This window comes from Candidatus Poribacteria bacterium, assembly GCA_009839745.1.
In the GTDB taxonomy this organism is placed as follows: domain Bacteria; phylum Poribacteria; class WGA-4E; order WGA-4E; family WGA-3G; genus WGA-3G.
In genome coordinates this window covers 1-17,460 of the sequence record VXPE01000013.1, presented here as the reverse complement: position 1 = coordinate 17,460, position 17,460 = coordinate 1, and the positions used below count along the sequence as shown (strand labels likewise).

The window sequence follows — 17,460 nt, the reverse complement described above, 5'->3', positions numbered from 1 at the left end:
ATTTACACGAAACCTTAAAAATACTTCCGCAAAAACCTGAAACGATTGTTATTGAACACATCGCTGAACATCTTGCGGCTATCGGTGCTATTCACTTCACTTCACATCAAATCAGACCCGGATAATTTGGCGAAGGTATTGAGATACAATCCATTCTTTTAATTATTCCTTGCGGTTAAACACTGTGGGTGTTTTTGCTTGGGTGTTTCCCCTAGAAATTTGACGTGTCTTTCTTATATCCGCTCTCCAAATGTAAAGCAAAGACAAATTATGCCATTTTAAGGAGGACCTAATTTCATTACGAGCTACATATCTTGAATTTTTGCTTAACGATATGTCTTAAATCCAGCCTCCACACGCGTTTTACGGTAGAGGTTTAGCACGTTCCCTTCAACCCGTGCACTCACCTGCCTGCCATCGCTGAAGGTCACCTGAAATTGTGTATCGGAGTCCTTTGAGACCGCCTCCGTCTCTGGCAACGGGATGTCTTTCTGTTTCGCCCACTCTTGAATCAATTTCGTGAGGGAATCGGCATCACTCGGTGCGGATTTTGCGTCCTTCAACGCAATACTGAAAGCCGGCATGGTCTTCTTGACGTAGTTAAACCAACGCGCGGTCCGTAGGAACGGCACGAGAGCCTGCAATGCTTCAGCAGTGCCAATCCGACCCAATGCCTCCGAAGAGAATCCACGCACATACGCCGACTCACTGGTCAACGCTTCTCGTAACGCCGGGATAGCCTCCGTTGCATCCGGTCCAATACGGGTTAACGCCTGCGCCGCAAAAAACGCTAAATCCGTGTCTTCACGATCTTCCAGAACCTCAACCAACGCCGGGACTGTCTTCAATACTGGCACCTTAATCATGCCCAATGCGGAGGTGGCATGTCGCCGCACTTCCGCCGATTCATCCCTTAACAACGCAATAAGGGTATCAACCGCCTCTGCTGCGACGGGACCCATCTCGCCTAACGCATACGCTGCTGAGGCACGCACGTTCTCGCGTTCGTCCTGTAGAGCCGTTATGAGTTCAGACACAGCGGATGCCCCTGTTGCCGCGAGTCCGTGTGCGGCATCACAGATATGGAGAATCGGTTCCATATCAAACGCCTCTTTTTCTGAATCCAGTGCGTTAGCGAGGGGTTTAACAGCAGGTTCACCGATCGCCCCGAGGGCATAGATGGCGTTCCGACGGACGGGTTCATAACTATCCTCGAGGGCATCTACGAGTGCTGAGACAACCGCCGCGGCATCTGTTCGCACATTTTTAGAGCAAGTTTTGGCTTGCAAGCTACGCCAAAAACCCAATTCGTTGGCGGCTTTCATACGCTCGTTCGGATCGTCTGCTTTTAATGCTGCAATCGCTGATGCTGTATCCATCGTGGTATCTGGACGAGCGGTTTCATACAAATCCGTCTTGCCGGACATCCAATTCCAGATATACGTCCAGAGGATCTCCGCATCGTAAGGAACGTGGTTGACTTCAGGCGGTTGCCACAGAGAGGTTTCACTGTTCCACGAAGGTGCTGTCGGCTGCTCGGTCCGCATAAAGACGAATTTCATGCCGTAGCGATTCAGAGGCACATAGTTCTGCAGGAACGAATGCACCATATCAAAGTGCATAATCCACACCGTGCCGAGTTCACCGGACATCGGGACAAGATTGCGATTCAGGAAATCTTCGGAAAGGCGTCGTGTCCCGTTTCCACCCGCCGCATGTATCTCGTGCCGTTGACGCTCGCCACCCAGCATAAATTCTCGGAGGTATTGCGTCCCGGGAATGATACAGGTCGGTCCCTGCTCGGCAAGACAGGGTTGCGGATAATAGAAAAGAATTGCCCAGCGAGGCGTTCGGTGACGCGGTCGTTTCCCACCGGCGTGCCCATCTTTATGAAGCGGCATCATCAACCGTTCTTCATCTTCCTTTCCGCTCGGTGTACTTCCGGCAAAATTGGGATGGCAATGCCGATGCGGGTGCATGACGTAACCGTTCCCCAAAATGCTGGTGAGCGCCCCGCGCACCTCTGGCGATTCTAAAACTACCTGTAGTTCCGGCACTAACGGCAAAATGTTATTGAGTGGGTTGTGTTGCCTATCACCTCGGAAATCCGTCGAACCATCAAAGAGTTCGTCGGTTTTGTCGTAGATGGTTTCGTGGATGTGCGTCGGGAGATCGGCGGTGACGTTGACATATCCATTCACAATAAAATGGCGAATCTGTTCATCTCCAAGCAAATATTGAGGTGTAACGGTGCTGTTTGTCAATTTCATACCTCTTTTTCTCACGGCACAACGGCGTGTGCCTACGACCTTCTGAAATGCTTTAATACCATGCCGCCTTATTGACGACGTTCTCCAACGGCACCCCTTCGGCAAACCTACGTGCGTTTTCCAAGAGAATCTCAAACCGCCGTCCCAGAAGGTTCTCCGCATCTTTCACAGCGATATGTGGTGTTATTAACACATTGGGCAGATGCCACAATGGACTTTCAGCAGGTAAAGGTTCAACCTCAAACACATCTAAGCCGCAGCCCGCAATACTTCCCTGCTCAAGTGCGTCAATAAGGTCGGCGAGTTTTGTCGTCTTGCCGCGCCCGATGTTAATGAAGTAAGCTGTCCCTTTCATCAGGGTGAAACGGTCTTTGTGCCACATTCCTTCAGTTTCAGGTGTGTGTGGTGTCGTCGTTATCACAAAATCAGCGAGCGGGAGGAGTGCGTCAAGTTCCGCGGGTTCGTGCTTCTCTACAAAAGGCACTTCATACTCCCACCTCGGATCGACACCGATCACTTTCATCCCGAATTGATCGCAGAGTCGTGCGGTTTCATGCCCGATACCGCCAACACCAACGATTAACGCTGTTGCTTGTGCAAGGTCGATGTATCCACTTTTACGGGCATCTTTCTCCCAAACACCTTCACGTTGTGCATCCATATAGTAAGGCAGCCCACGCGAAAGCGCAAGCACGAACATCATGATATGTTGCGAAATATGGTCGTTGTAGATACCACGCGGGTTACAGGCGACGACGGGATGTTCGATCAACGCTGGATAATAGTAGCCGGGGAAGGGACCCGCAGCGGGGTTCTGTAGCCACTTCAGATTTTTCGCCAACGGCAGTTGTTCCGGGGACACCCAACCGTAGACAGCATCTGCATCGGGGAGGTGTTCGTTCACCGCTTCGTCTGTCTCTGGTAAGACGACGGTGTATGCGGGCAATTCGTTCTGGAGACGTTCAGCCCATTCGCGTGATTCCGCGTCCTGTGGCGGCATGATTATGAGTTTCGGCACGGGTTCTGTCCTCCCTGCAAATTTTACTAAGATAAGGACATTTTAGCATAGTCGCGTCAGAACGTCAAGACTTATAAAAAAAACGCTTGAATTCCCACCGGATTTCGGTATAATAACGGCATTCGCAGCTAATGGAAACCCTCAATTTAAAGCGTTGAGAAAAATATTATGTTAAAGCGTTGAGAAAAATATTATGTTAAAGCGTTGAGAAAAATATTATGTCCTCGCCACTCAAAATCAACTTCGACAAAGGCACTCTCATCTTACAGAACGTTCCAGAGACACTCGAAACCCGATTGCCAGATCTCCGTTGGGATGAACGCACCCTCACCTTTCGTGCGCCTGCCTATCGCTATCGGCATATCGTTTCACAGTTGCGCGCACACGACATCGCGTATCAGGACACGGCGCGGCAGTTTACAGTCGAAGCCTTCACGCACCAACAAACGATGTCCCCCTACCCTTATCAGACCGAGGCAATAGACGCGTGGCACGCAAACGGCAAACGTGGTGTAGTGAGCCTCCCTACGGGTGCCGGTAAAACCTTTATCGCGATTCTGCTCATCGCCGACACGCAGCGTCCCACACTCGTGCACGTGCCGACAATCGACTTAATGCAGCAATGGTATGCCGTGTTGAAAGAACACTTCGGACAAGAGGTGGGACTTTATGGCGGTGGTTATCATGAACTGCGAGATCTCACTGTGACGACGTATCAATCCGCTGTCATGCATGCACCCTATTACGGAAATCGGTTCGGCTTTGCTATTTTCGATGAATGCCATCACCTACCGAGCGATCAGTACCAATATGCCGCCATCAGCAGTATTGCTCCTTTTCGTCTGGGATTGACAGCGACCCCAGAACGGACCGATGGAAAAGAAAGTCGGCTCTATACACTTATCGGTGAACCGTGTTATGAGGCGAAGGTGCAAGAACTCTCTGGGAAAACGCTCTCCGAGTACCGAGTTGTCACCGTTGCGGTTGAGATGGAAGATACGGAGCGGGTTCGATACGAAGAAGCCCGGCGCACCTATTTAAACTTCCTTAAACAGGAGCGCATTAACATGGGGACCCCGCGCGGCTGGCACTATTTCCTCTGGAAAGCCTCTCAAACAGATGAAGGACGCGCTGTCTTTAAAGCGTATCTCGCTCAGAAGCAGCTCAGTTTTGCCTCAACGACAAAGCAGGAATGGGTGTGGAAACTCATTCAGCGGCACCGCGGGGATCGGATCCTTATCTTTACACAGGACAACGACACGGCGTATCAACTCGGCACGCGTTTCTTTCTACCAGTGCTAACGCATCAGACGAAACTTAAGGAACGGCATGATTTTTTGAACAAGTTTCGCGATGGCACCTATTCTATACTCGTCACTTCTAAAGTCCTCAACGAAGGCGTAGATGTTCCGGAAGCGAATGTCGGCATTATTGTCTCTGGGAGTGGCAGTGTCCGAGAACACGTCCAACGGTTAGGACGCATCCTCCGCAAGCGAGAAGGCAAACAAGCCGTGCTCTACGAACTCATCTCCAAACAGACCGGCGAACACTATGTCAACAAGCGGCGCAGACAACACCACGCCTACCAGTCTTCTAACAGGACACCGAACCGCAAGGTATAATTAAAAAATGCTTACCAAAGATCTGCTCCGTTACAAAACCCAGAACGGGCAGATTTTACCACAGTTTGTGAATCCAGCAGATAATCAGTTATTGGTAATTGCCGAGCAATTAATCGCTGTTTTTGAAGAGTCGCCAGACAAGCCACGCGCGACGCTTTTGGAAAGCAGCAAGCACATTATTGATAGCACACCGGGAACACTTATTGTCAAGCGTGGACTCGAAAAACTCCTGTTAGATCGGACAGAGTTTGATACGACGCCCAACGAAGCATTGATCGCATTTCGACAAAAACTTTTCACGGAGACAAGCCGCCTACTTTCACAAGAAACGTTCGAGAATTACGCCGATTACCAAGGCAAAGTGTTGACGGAATCGCAACCAGAAATTGCTCCGACAGACGGAGCGGACCTAACTGCCAAGCTTTACGCAGATCTGCCGAGTCATCAACAAGTCTTGACATTCAAGACGCTTTCTGCTGAACACTTGCTCCACCGCTATAACACCGCACAGGTCCAAGGGTTACTTCTCCATAGCAATAGTCTCACGCTAAAACTCGCCGACGCCATGACAGCCGAACTCCGTCAACTGTTCAAGTATCTCAGATTCAATCACCTCCTCTCCACGATTCGGAAAGAAGAAGAACGCTATCAGATTACGGTGGACGGACCGCTCAATCTCTTTTACAAAACAAAACGATACGGCATGAATTTGGCGAATTTCTTCGTCGCCGTGCTGCATCAACCGAAATGGGAACTCACCGCGGAGATCCAGTTCCGAAATACTGGCTGGCGATTATCTCTCGATGAATCGTGCGGGATTAAGCCGATTTCGCAACAGTTCCTCGCCTACATCCCTGAAGATATTCAACTCTTTCAGACAATGCTCGGTAACAAAACCGATGACTGGCAGATCCGTCCCGGCAGTCAGTTCCTCCCTTTACCGGGCGATCTCTACTGCTTCCCAGACTATCAACTCGTTCATAAAAGTGGTGTAGAGACCGCCATTGAGTTATTTCATCCGTGGCACCAAGGACATCTCATCGCGCGACTCAACACGCTCGCCGAACAGAGAGATGTATCTCTTATCCTCGGGGTCTCAAAGGAACTGGAAAAAAAGCCGCTTATCGCTGACGCACTCGCGGCCTCTGCGTATTTCTCACAGTTTGGCTTCATATTTCGAGAGGTTCCAACCATACGCACCTTACTCCCAATCCTGAAAGCCCTTGTATAGCCTAAGAAGACATATTGCTCAAAAAATGTGACATTCTATCGTTGATGTGGTATCCTTAACAGGAGAAACCCGTGAATCCTTAGCACTCGAAACTCTCCTGAAAAATAGAACGCCATTATGGACACCGTAGAACTAACTTCCAATCTAACCGCGGCACCGCACGAGGTAGGGCTCTCAGCGAAACGACTTGCGTGTATCTCTACGACTTCGCAAAAGTTTATTGACGGAGAACGACTCGCGGGTGCGGTCACAGTTGTGGCACGGCGTGGTAAAGTGGTATACTTTAAGGCATCCGGTATGATGGACATTGCAGCGAATAAGCCGATGCAAAAAGATACGATCTTCCGTATCTATTCAATGACCAAACCGATCGCTGCAGTGGCAGTGATGATGCTCTGTGAGGAAGGAAAACTACAACTGGATGCCCCGACTTCGACCTACCTCCCCGAATTAGATGGGCTGAAAGTAGCAGTAGATGCAGATGGAGAATCACTCAGGTTGGTTGAAGCCGATCGGGATATGACTGTTCGAGATCTGATGCGCCATACCGCGGGATTGCCGGGTGCCGCACGATATATGGCAGGCCAAACCGCAGTCGACAAACGTTACCGCGAGGCAGGTCTGCACCGTCTGCATGCGTGCGACCTACAGGAGATGGTTGAGAGGCTCGGCAGGATTCCGTTGTTGTACCCACCCGGAACGAAATGGCACTATAGCATCGCCGCAGATGTCTTGGGTAGATTGATTGAGGTAGTTTCCGGTCAGCCCTTTGATGTGTTTTTAGCCGATCGGATCTTCCAACCGTTAGGTATGCCCGATACCGGATTTTACGTGCCAAAGGAGAAGATAGATCGGTTCGCGAATATGTACGGTCCAAAACCGGGCGGAGGTCTGCAAACGATCGATGCTCCGGAGGGCGGAACAGGTCATGTATCCAAAAATAGTTTCATGCAGAAACCGAAATTCCTATCTGCCGGTGGTGGCTTGGTCTCTACCGCTGCTGATTTCACCCGATTGTGTCTGATGCTCTCAGGCAGAGGCACACTTGAGGGAAAACAACTCCTGAAGTCTGAATCCGTCGAATTGATGACGCGCAATCATTTACCAGCGCATTTGATACCGTTGGATAAAAAACCGGATGAACGTTACGCCGGACTCGGTTTCGGACTCGGTGTCTCAGTTCGCGTCCAGCAGACGGACTGGATACCCGCTTCCCAAGTGGATGAATACGGCTGGATTGGCGGGACAAGCACCGAATTCTGGATTTCACCGCGAGATGAATTGGTGGCAATCACCCTCGCACAACATATCCCATTTTCCGAATTGAGCCAGACCCTTAAACCGCTCATCTACGCCGCAATTTTAAAAGAAACGCCTGATGTACACCAGAAACCTCTTTAACTGACAACTGAAGACTGATAACCGACAACTACAACATGATTATCAAAAACAATCCCGAACAGGTCAGTACAGATCAGAAGACGGTGGCATGGAAAAAAGGGAAACGGATTGATGGGAGAAATGGAACAATCCGAATCAGGCTGAATTACGCCGGAATCCGCCCAGAAGACCCGAAAGTCTACGCCATTTACGTAGAAAAATCGGAGACACCTTGATTCCAATCCCATCTTTTGCTAATATTTAACGAAGTGATGGAGGGAAAATTATGACTTTTCTATACGGATTGAACAAATTACGCTTTGGTGGGTTAATGTTAATTGTAGGTTTGATGCTTTGTTTCATTGCATGCGGTCCGAAAGCGATCCCTTATTCACAAAGCACGGACGTCCCCAAACCGAACCCCGTTGCCGTCGCACACTATAATTGGGGCATGGCGTATGCCAACGATGGCAACTTTGGACAAGCCATCATGGAACTCAGCTTGGCAATCGAGAATGAACCTGGGTGGGTCATGCCGTTTTTCACATTAGGCGTTGTCTATGGAAATTTGGGCGAACTCGACAAAGCGATTCAAGCCTGGGAACGCGCCACGCAGTTAGATGTTGACTTCGCGAAGGCACACTACAACCTCGCGGTTGCCTATTCACACAAGGCAGAAAAAGGGCTCTCAATCGCTTCGTTGCGTGAGGCAATTCGCGTGGACGAGGCAGCACTTTCCGCAGCGAAAACGGAACCTGCCTTTGACAACATTCGTAACTCTCCAGAATTTCGAGAATTAGAGAAAAACACTGAATCGAATTAGCAAGACCACAACCGGAAGATATGGCACGCTACACAACCCTTTCACCTACAGAACTCGCGCGTATTGTCTCACAATATTCGATTGGCACACCGCTGAAACTTGAAGAGATCCCCGGTGGATTCGGGAACAGTAACTTTAAACTAACAACCACAGCGGGGGTGTTTCTGCTCAAAATCTGCGATGAAAAAGATCCAGCAGAACTTAACATGCAAATCGAACTGTTGCAACATCTCCACCAGTATGCTTATCCGACGGTATACCCTATCCCAACGAAAGACCGGAAATACCTCACCCACGAAACATTCGGCAGCGTAATGCTCTACCCTTTCCTGCAAGGGGAACAACCACGCTCCTCACCGGATACGCTGACACACCTCGGTGAAGCGTTGGCACAGCTGCATTGTATTCCACCGATTGCGAAATTGCCCCGATTCGCAATGGGAATTTCACAAATGATCCCTTTTTTCGAGGAGGTCCAAGGCACACCCTTCGCCACGCATCCCTTCGTTGAATCGTTGAAATCGCAATTGGCATCGATGGAATCCCAACTCAATGCGCGACTTCCGATGGGACTTCTCCACGGAGACCTTTTTTTGGATAATACCCTTTTCGACGGCAATCAGATGGTCGCGATCCTCGACTTCGAGGAGGGATGTTATGATACATTGTTAATCGATGTTGGAATGACGCTTATCGGGTGTTGTTATACACCGGAGAATCGGCTAAACCTTGGGGCTGCACAGCGGTTTTTAGACGCTTACAACGCAGGGCGTCCTTTGACAGAAAGTGAGTGGCAGTCCTTAGACTGCTTTGTTGAGTATGCCGCCCTCTCCATAGCGTTCTGGCGATTCAGGCAATTTAACATCCGTCGTCCAGACGCACATCGCGCTAACACATATCAGGAAATGATTACCCGCAGTACTCAATTTAAACTTCATAAAAGTCTAAGCGTCCGACATTCCTCCGCAAGGGAAAATTAAAAGATGTCCTTAATACGATTAGAACACATCACCAAATTGTACGATCCAGACCTGATTCTCGACGATATTTCGGTTTCAATTGAGCACGGAGACCGAATCGGATTAATTGGCCGTAACGGAACAGGTAAAACAACGTTACTTAAAATTATAAACGGTCTGCTTGCTAATTTTAAAGGGAAAGTTGTCTCAGCAAAGGGCTTACGCATCGGTTACCTCAGTCAAGAACCGGATCTCGCACATGACTGCACCCTCAGGCAAGAGATGCTCAAGGTTTTTGAAAAACGGCGGACACTTGAAGACAAGATGCTTTTGCTCGCAGAGGAGATGGAAACAGAAGAGGCACCCGACCTCTTAGCAGCATACGCTCGGATTCAAGAACAGCACGAACAACTCGGAGGCTACGATTATGAACACGAGATCAATCGTATCCTCGGCGGCTTGGGTTTTAGTGAACTCGACTTCAATCTCCCGATTCGTGTTCTCAGCGGTGGACAGAAAAGCCGAGCGACACTCGCAAAGCTGCTCCTTGAAAAGCCAGATCTCCTGCTTTTTGATGAGCCCACAAATCACCTTGACATCAACGGAATTGAGTGGCTCGAAAACTATCTCAACGTTGAATACAACGGCGCAGTCCTCGTTGTTTCTCACGATCGGTACTTCTTAGATAAGGTCGTCCGCAAAGTTTGGGAACTCGAAGAACATCAGATAAAAATTTATCGTGGAAACTACTCCAAGTACGTCGAAACGAAAAGGGTTGAACAATTAGTCGCAGAACGAGCATTCAAAAAACAGCAGGCGTTCATTGAACACGAAGAGGACTTTATCCGCCGTAACATGGCAGGGCAACGCACACGAGAGGCACAAGGTAGACAGAAAAAACTGAATCGCTTGGAAAGAGTTGAAAAACCGAAATCCGATGCGCCCACCCTCAGCCTCAGTTTCATGCCCGAAACCCGTGGTGGAAACGACATCCTCCGATGCCAAAAGGTTGGCAAAGCATTCGGCGACAAGGTCATTTTCACGGATTTGAATTTTGAGGTATACCGCCGCGATATTATCGGAATTATTGGGGCGAACGGCACTGGAAAAACAACGTTCTTCCGAATGATTTTAGGCGACGAAGCACCAACCGAGGGAGAAATGTGGGTAGGTCCCACACTTAAGCTTGGGTACTATGCACAGGAATTGGAGGGACTCAACCCAGACAACGAAATTATTGACGAAATCTGGGCACTTCGACCGAAACATACACAAGGCGAAATACGTAACTTCTTGGGTAAGTTTCTATTTTCCGGTGATGATGTGTTCAAAAGGATCGGAAACCTAAGCGGCGGAGAACAGAGCCGTGTGCTACTCGCGAAGTTACTATTAGCGCATGCGAATGTCCTCCTCCTTGATGAACCAACGAACCATCTCGACATCCCGGCACGCGAGGCATTGGAAGCAGCACTGGCGGAATATCCAGCAACGCTCTTTATTATTTCTCACGATCGGTACCTGCTGAACAGCCTCACAACAAAATTGCTAATCTTTGACGGTAAACCCGGAGGGACAGCTGAACTTTTTGAAGGCAACTACGCTGAGTATGTGGCACAGCAGCAACAAGTCCTTCAAGTGAATCAACCAATCAAAAATAATCAAGAAGCGCAGCACATCCAAACGAACGCACCGAAACCTAAGTCAAAAGCGAAGCGAAAGCGAAAGATGAAGGCACAACGCCTTGTCGGCAGCAATTAAAAACCGCCAATTTCGGAAAAAATGCAGATAATTTTTAGTCAAACACCGAGTTTGGACGAAAAACTCCGGAAAATTACCATTTTTTTCCAGTTTAATTTGACATCTGGATAAAGTCGGTGTATAATTATTCTATCGTATACGATGGAAAATATGTCCAATATAGGACATAATAACTTTTTGTGATTTAATAGGGGTTTGAAAGCATTACCTAACACCGCCGACTTTCACTCAACAGTAAGTTTGGCTTGAAAGTATCGCCAAAATATGTCTAAAGACCAGGAATTCCATAATGAAATTGATGTCGTGATGCGTGTGATGCGTCATGCGCAAGCGGCTGTCAAATCCAGGTTTATTCAGGAAGTCGTCCCCAATCGCCTGACGATTGTCCAGTTCAACGCTCTCCAACATCTTCATTGGTATGGGCGCGAGGCAGGTATGTCAGTGAGCGAACTCGGCGAGCATTTGGGTCTTGCCCATAATACAACATCCGCTTTAGTGAGTCGTCTTGAACGGCACGGTTGGGTAGTCCGTCGGAAATGTGATAAGGATCGGAGACGTGCGCGAATTCAACTTACCCCGCAGTCTGAAAAACTTTTCCGAGAACGCGTCGTCCACGAGACAAACTTTTGGGAAAGTACTTTTGGACAATTATCCCCACAAGAGCAGGAAACCCTGATTGACAGCCTAAAACGGCTGAAACAGGTGATGGCGAAGCCGGTGTGGCCAAGCTATGCACAGTTACATCCACGTGACGCGGACCATCTACAAAAACGGCTTGAAGCGGATCTGGACGAACTGGCACAAGCAAAACTCAAACTTGTCGGGATGCGATTGATTCTCGCACAAATCGCCGAAAAACGCAACGAACATGAACTTGCAGCGTACTTGAACCAAGCTGCTTCTGAGGAGATACGCCATACGAACCAACTGTTGGCAATGCTCGGACATGGTGAGAATTTCGAGAGACTCCTCTCATCACTCATCCACGAAGATGCCCTGGTCTATGAGGAATTGTTATCGTTGCTTGAGACGAATCCACATGCCGAAGAAGACGAAGAATTAATTGTCCTACAACAGATGGTTCAAGACAGCCAGAGATATAAACGTTGGTTTCGCAGTGTCTACAAACAAACGAATCAGTGACTTCCATTTTGTCAATGACCACTTGTGTTTCTGATTTCCAATAATGGGGTTTAGCGATGTTCGTATAGCAACTTCGCTGTCAGAACCTAACAAAGTTAGAAACCGCTTTCCCGGTCAATGACGCTTAAGAGGAGAACATGCAGTCCCAAAGCCCAGAAAGCATCCCTCCAGAATGTAACGAGGACGTTGAACTAATCGAGCGATTTCAACAAGGCGACACCGCCGCATTTGACATGCTCTTTACCCGCTACCAAAAACGCACCTATCGTTTGGTGCAACGCTTCGTCCCAAACCCAGAAGATGCATCGGACTTGACACAAGACGCTTTCATACGCGCATATCAAGGATTAGGCGACTTTAAGAGTCAGTGTCAGTTTTACAGTTGGCTTTACCGAATCACGGTGAATCTCTGTATCGATTTCCTACGGAAAAAAGCAAGATCGGAAGTCCTCCTATACGACTCCGATGACTCCGAGGAACTGCCGATGTCCAATATCCCGGATCCGCGCTCAGAATCACCCGCAAAAGCAATGGAAAATAAGGAGTTAAGGGCCCATATCCGGAAAGCTGTCCGTCGGCTTCCGCCAAAACAACGACAAATCTTCATTTTACGGCACTGGGACGGGTTATCACTTAAAGATATTGCAGCGACCGTTGGACGATCCGATGGAACAGTCAAAGCCCATCTGCTCCACGCGCATCGTAATCTTCGCAAACATCTCCGCCCCTATCTACGAGAAACAGATTCCTAATAGCAAGAAACGGGCGAGGGGACCTCGCCCCTACGAGCAATCCCGTTTGCGTAGGGGTTGGGTTTCCCAACCCCTGACTGCTGATGGTTATTCTGCTGTTTCCTCTGCAAAGAGGGCTTCAACGAAATCTGTCCCCGCGAAATCTCGCAAATCGTCGAGCTTCTCACCAATGCCGATGAGTTTGACAGGCGCGCCGATTTCCGCATTCACCGCGATGACAATCCCCCCTTTGGCAGTGCCATCAAGTTTTGTAACGACTACCCCTGTAATCGGCACTGCATCATTGAAAATTTTCGCCTGCATCAGCGCATTTTGACCAACCGTCCCATCAACGACCAAGAGGACCTCATGGGGGGCCCCGGTATGTGCGCGTCCCATCACACGTCCAATCTTCGACAATTCATCCATCAGCGGTTTTTTGGTATGCAGTCTACCGGCAGTGTCTACGATGAGTACATCGGCATCGCGATGTTTCGCGGCGTGAATCGCATCGAAGACGACAGAGGCGGGTTCAGCATTTTCGCCGCCCCGGATGAGTTCTGCTCCAGCACGTTCACACCAAATACCGAGCTGATCCTCGGCTGCTGCACGGAACGTATCCCCCGCGGCAACAAGCACGCGGTGTCCGTCCGCGATAAAGCGACTGGCAAGTTTACCGATAGTTGTCGTTTTACCTGCACCATTGACACCCAACACTAAAATCGTATACGGCTTTTCATCTTTAATTCGCAACGGCACATCCGCTCCAAGCAAATTGAGAATTTCCGATTTTAGGACGGATGCCAACTCTGAAGAATCGCTTAAGCCTTCTGACTTCACCCGCTCCCTAACGTTATCCATTAGGGTCAGGGTTGTATCAACCCCCACATCTGACTGGATTAAAATTTCTTCGATTTCTTCCATCAAATCCTCGTCGATTCTTCTTCCAACCCGTAGGAGTCCTGATAATTGGGATAGGAACTGGTCCCGGGTTTTTGTCAAGCCGGACTTAAGCCGATCAAACCAACTCCTCTGTTCATCTACACCCTCGGATTCATCGTGGCTTTTATCACTACCTTTGAATAAATTTCTGAGCATTATCTTTCCTTTTTTTCCTTATTTTTTCTTTGACCTATGCCTTTTGAGCTGCCCGCGTCGCAGCAGACTGAAACCCTGGATTCGCGTGAAACCAAGTACCTACACCTTGCGCCCAGTACTCAGACATATTCGTGTCTGCCTAAGTATTTTTCCATAACCCGCGCGCTCTTGCAGTATCATACGTTATCCTGAGCCTGTCATCAAACGTCGGATCGATCGTAGTAAAAAAATCAAGTTAGCTATGTGAATCATTATGCACAAAAGTTCTCTTTATGTCAACAGCTTTCGGAGAAACGTGGCGACATTCAATTTTTCGATTTTCTGTGAGGACTACGGGCGATGTCGCGATTCGGAGATCGCTCCTATAAGGGGCTGTAATCCTATTTGTTTGAAATTTTTTCTTATAGATGCTATATTTATATAGGATGGAATCGCGAGGAGGATATTTTGAACAAAGGGTACGGATTGTGGAAGACTGTGCGGGATTTCTGGAAGACTGGAAAAACAGGTTTTGTGCTGTTCCTGATTTCGAGTTTCGGTATTATCTATAGCTACATCGCATTGCATTATGAAATAAGTACGGGCTGGAACGGACATGTTTCTGTTCAGAACGTCGTAAAGGACATTTCGGCATTTATACCGGTCAACGGTATGATAGTTGCTATCATCATAGGAGGCATTGATCTTATCATGTTATTGTCAGATTGGTATCTCGCGAGACAAGAAAAACGTATAGAGGCTGCAAAAGCCGAAGGTAAAGCCGAAGGTATAGCCGAAGGTAAAACCGAAGGTATAGCAGAGGTTTATCGGGAGATCGCCGCGTGGGACAGTCGCCGAAAAGCCGCCGAGGCGCGCGGTGAACCCTTTACGGAACCGCTACCCGGTATGCCACAAAACGGCTCGGAAAAATAGGCGTATCGGGAACCGGAATCCGCATCTACAGACACTTTTGAAAAACGAGGTATTCATCATGAAAACGTATACGGGAATTCGGGCAAATCCGAAGAAATCCCCAAGCAAAACACCGTTCTTACAGAACTTGCTGGCTGTCCTGGCAATAGCGCTGCTTTTCACTGCCTGTGCCAGCGAACAATTGGAAGAAATCATTGAAAAATCCGAAGAAGAAACCATGACCATAGAAGAACCTATTCAACCTACAGAACCGGCAGTAGCACTCCCCGGCTTACCGGATGATGTAGCAGGTTACACACAATGGCTCAAATTAAACGCAGAACCCATCCCGCCTGTACCCGGTGGTGACCCACACAACGGAACAAAAAACGTTTACGTTAATCAAACACGGGACACCATTGCACCGAACGGAACCCAGCAGCTCCCATATCCAGATGGAAGTATCGTCGTAAAAGACGCGATTCGTCCGGGTAAGGATTATATCGGGCTTATTGCGATTATGCGGAAAAAAGCAGGCACCGACCCCGATCACAACGATTGGCAGTTTATTGAATACGTCCGAAACGCACCAGATGCTGAATTCAGCGTCATAGCGCAAGACCGGATCTGTTGGGGATGTCATGCCCGAGTTGAAGACATCGATTACGTTTTCACGGAACTTGATTAAAAGATAACGCCAGTTTGAAAATAAATCTGTAGGTGTTTTTGCTTGGGTGTTTCCCCAGGTAGACCGGGAAAACAACCGAAAAAACGCATAATTTGGACAGATACGCTCTTCTTGAAGACACTTTCTAACCAAATAGCAGTAGCGAAACCCCGGTTCATGCTTTATAGCATGAATACCGTTGATTTCCCACTTTTATCAAACTCACGTTAAAAGATAAGGAGCATCTTTTGAATTCATACGCTAACGACTGGACGAGATACCTGAGTAATACCACTCTACTCCCAAAATCGTCGGATATATCCAGAGGTATATCACTGTTTCCCTGGCTCGCGTTCATAGCGAGTGTCTCGATCAGTCTTTTTTTCCCGACCACCGTAGAGGCACGACCTGAGTTTGCAACCGAACTTGAGAAAGAGTGCAGTTTTTGTCATCTTGACCCGGCGGGCGGTGGACCCCGAAATCGGGTCGGCGAAATTTTTGAAGAGAACTATTTTGAATTCCCCGAAGATTTCGACATGGAAGCCGTGACTGAAGAAGTTAAGGAGGTCGTCAAACGACTCACAACCTCCTTTGATTTCCAGACAGCTTTTATCAAAACAACACATGTCAACGAAGCAGAGAATGCCATCGCTGGATGTAATTCATGCCACTCTTCCGTCGACAGATTTCTGCTCATGCAAGCGGAAGTAACCTTCAACGCAGAAGCCTCTGAACACGTCCGGCTTACCCTGTCCAACAACGCCGGGACAACGATGAATGCGTTTGCAACGGTAGATGCGATTCCAAAGCATCTCTATGTCAAAGTCGGACAATTTCGACTGCCCTTCGCTATCAAACAGAAAGATCATAACATTCTTGTTCGGGAAGGGTATGGACTCGGTTCTAATAAACGGGATGTCGGGGTCGAAATGGGTGGGAGTGCTGGGCAAATTTTCTACAATGCCGCTTTCTTTAATACCAATACCACCGCAGCGAAAGGCGGACTCGGGACTCTTGGTGCACAGCTCGGCCCAATTCGAGCAGGCGTATCCGCAATCCTTGAAAAATCAACCGAAGACTGGGAACGACTCATCGGGGCATTCCTCACTGCTTCCTACGCAGGGGTGAGTATTGAGGGTGAATTCAATTTTGGAAATAGCGGAGAGGTCGCGGCTTTCACACCGGATGCTGTTGATTCAAAGGGGTATTACGTTGGGGCAAAATATCGCATTCTTCCCCAATTCACCGTCGCCGGTCGATACGGTTTGTTTGACCCAGATCGAAGGGTTAAGGGAGATGCAAGCCAACGGGTTACACTCAGTGCGCAGTACAATTTTATCGAAAACGGGGCAATTTCTCTCTTTTACTGGGCGAACCTCGCCAATGCTGACCACAATGCCGATGATGCCACTAAAGATAAAGGCACATTGCGCCAACTTCAGGGGACAGACCAGATTATTTTGATGTCACGATTCTGGTTCTAAAGACTTTGGCACGGCATCAAGGTATTTATTCTATTCAAAACCAATTTTACCCTCTAAAATGGTGACAGAGCCATTCTGCCACCATTTTATTTTATTGATTAAGCATAACAATGTAGGCAACAAAAGCACGAAAATAATAAATTCCCGAACCGTGCGTCCTTTTGAGATGTGAGCAATGAAAGTGCCTATAAATGGCGCCCATGCAATCCACCATGCCCAATAAAAGGTTGTCCAACCGTGAAAGAATCCAGTATCTTCTCTGCCAATCCAGTTACTGAGCGGCACTATTTTTGCGATATATTCTGTAAAGCCGAACAATATATTCCTAAAAATAACCCAAGTTGCTATTGTTCTCCAAAGAGTTGTTTAATGCTTGTAGCGATGA

At 48.4% G+C, this 17,460-nt stretch carries 15 protein-coding genes and 1 pseudogene; 12 read left to right on the top strand and 4 right to left on the bottom strand.

Annotated elements, in window-relative coordinates; all coding sequences use genetic code 11:
• Positions 1 to 326: 326 nt before the first annotated feature.
• Positions 327 to 2,432: a HEAT repeat domain-containing protein gene (locus tag F4X88_02210; protein ID MYA55084.1), complete on the bottom strand. Its 2,106-nt coding sequence runs from the start codon at positions 2,430 to 2,432 to the stop codon at positions 327 to 329.
• The gene (locus F4X88_02205; GenBank protein ID MYA55083.1) at positions 2,323 to 3,270 is read right to left on the bottom strand and encodes a D-2-hydroxyacid dehydrogenase; all 948 of its coding nucleotides are present in this window, start codon (positions 3,268 to 3,270) and stop codon (positions 2,323 to 2,325) included. Before F4X88_02205 ends, F4X88_02210 begins: the two co-directional genes overlap by 110 nt.
• A gap of 236 nt (positions 3,271 to 3,506) precedes the next feature.
• Between F4X88_02205 and F4X88_02200 the strand changes: the two genes are divergently transcribed.
• The 9 genes from F4X88_02200 to F4X88_02160 all read left to right on the top strand — a co-directional run bounded on the left by F4X88_02200 (position 3,507) and on the right by F4X88_02160 (position 12,956).
• Positions 3,507 to 4,910 carry a DEAD/DEAH box helicase gene (locus F4X88_02200; GenBank protein MYA55082.1) on the top strand — a complete coding sequence of 468 codons (1,404 nt, stop codon included), beginning with the start codon at positions 3,507 to 3,509 and terminating at the stop codon, positions 4,908 to 4,910.
• A 7-nt stretch (positions 4,911 to 4,917) separates the two neighbouring features.
• Positions 4,918 to 6,141, top strand: coding sequence for a DUF790 family protein (locus F4X88_02195; GenBank protein MYA55081.1), 1,224 nt, complete (start codon positions 4,918 to 4,920; stop codon positions 6,139 to 6,141).
• Between the two features lie 117 nt (positions 6,142 to 6,258).
• A complete protein-coding gene (locus F4X88_02190; protein ID MYA55080.1) occupies positions 6,259 to 7,542 on the top strand; it encodes a beta-lactamase family protein in 1,284 nt (427 codons plus the stop codon).
• Between the two features lie 35 nt (positions 7,543 to 7,577).
• Positions 7,578 to 7,757, top strand: a complete 180-nt coding sequence (locus tag F4X88_02185; GenBank protein MYA55079.1) for a hypothetical protein — start codon at positions 7,578 to 7,580, stop codon at positions 7,755 to 7,757.
• A 50-nt stretch (positions 7,758 to 7,807) separates the two neighbouring features.
• Positions 7,808 to 8,344, top strand: a complete 537-nt coding sequence (locus F4X88_02180; protein ID MYA55078.1) for a tetratricopeptide repeat protein — start codon at positions 7,808 to 7,810, stop codon at positions 8,342 to 8,344.
• Between the two features lie 20 nt (positions 8,345 to 8,364).
• Positions 8,365 to 9,324, top strand: coding sequence for a homoserine kinase (locus tag F4X88_02175; protein ID MYA55077.1), 960 nt, complete (start codon positions 8,365 to 8,367; stop codon positions 9,322 to 9,324).
• Between the two features lie 3 nt (positions 9,325 to 9,327).
• Positions 9,328 to 11,061 (top strand): ABC-F family ATP-binding cassette domain-containing protein, encoded by a 1,734-nt coding sequence (locus F4X88_02170; protein MYA55076.1) that lies wholly within the window; start codon positions 9,328 to 9,330, stop codon positions 11,059 to 11,061.
• Between the two features lie 264 nt (positions 11,062 to 11,325).
• Positions 11,326 to 12,204 (top strand): MarR family transcriptional regulator, encoded by an 879-nt coding sequence (locus F4X88_02165; protein MYA55075.1) that lies wholly within the window; start codon positions 11,326 to 11,328, stop codon positions 12,202 to 12,204.
• A gap of 137 nt (positions 12,205 to 12,341) precedes the next feature.
• Positions 12,342 to 12,956 (top strand): sigma-70 family RNA polymerase sigma factor, encoded by a 615-nt coding sequence (locus tag F4X88_02160; protein MYA55074.1) that lies wholly within the window; start codon positions 12,342 to 12,344, stop codon positions 12,954 to 12,956.
• A gap of 87 nt (positions 12,957 to 13,043) precedes the next feature.
• Here the strand turns inward: F4X88_02160 and ftsY are convergent, their stop codons facing one another.
• Complete coding sequence (gene ftsY / locus F4X88_02155) at positions 13,044 to 14,033, bottom strand: signal recognition particle-docking protein FtsY (protein MYA55073.1); 990 nt, start codon at positions 14,031 to 14,033, stop codon at positions 13,044 to 13,046.
• Positions 14,034 to 14,765: 732 nt separating this feature from the next.
• Between ftsY and F4X88_02150 the strand changes: the two are divergent.
• The 3 genes and pseudogenes from F4X88_02150 to F4X88_02140 all read left to right on the top strand — a co-directional run bounded on the left by F4X88_02150 (position 14,766) and on the right by F4X88_02140 (position 17,075).
• Positions 14,766 to 14,852: pseudogene (locus F4X88_02150) on the top strand (flagellar assembly protein H).
• 151 nt (positions 14,853 to 15,003) lie between these two features.
• Positions 15,004 to 15,612 (top strand): hypothetical protein, encoded by a 609-nt coding sequence (locus F4X88_02145; GenBank protein MYA55072.1) that lies wholly within the window; start codon positions 15,004 to 15,006, stop codon positions 15,610 to 15,612.
• A 227-nt stretch (positions 15,613 to 15,839) separates the two neighbouring features.
• The gene (locus F4X88_02140; protein MYA55071.1) at positions 15,840 to 17,075 is read left to right on the top strand and encodes a hypothetical protein; all 1,236 of its coding nucleotides are present in this window, start codon (positions 15,840 to 15,842) and stop codon (positions 17,073 to 17,075) included.
• Positions 17,076 to 17,105: 30 nt separating this feature from the next.
• Here the strand turns inward: F4X88_02140 and F4X88_02135 are convergent, their stop codons facing one another.
• The gene (locus F4X88_02135; GenBank protein MYA55070.1) at positions 17,106 to 17,423 is read right to left on the bottom strand and encodes a hypothetical protein; all 318 of its coding nucleotides are present in this window, start codon (positions 17,421 to 17,423) and stop codon (positions 17,106 to 17,108) included.
• Positions 17,424 to 17,460: the final 37 nt, after the last annotated feature.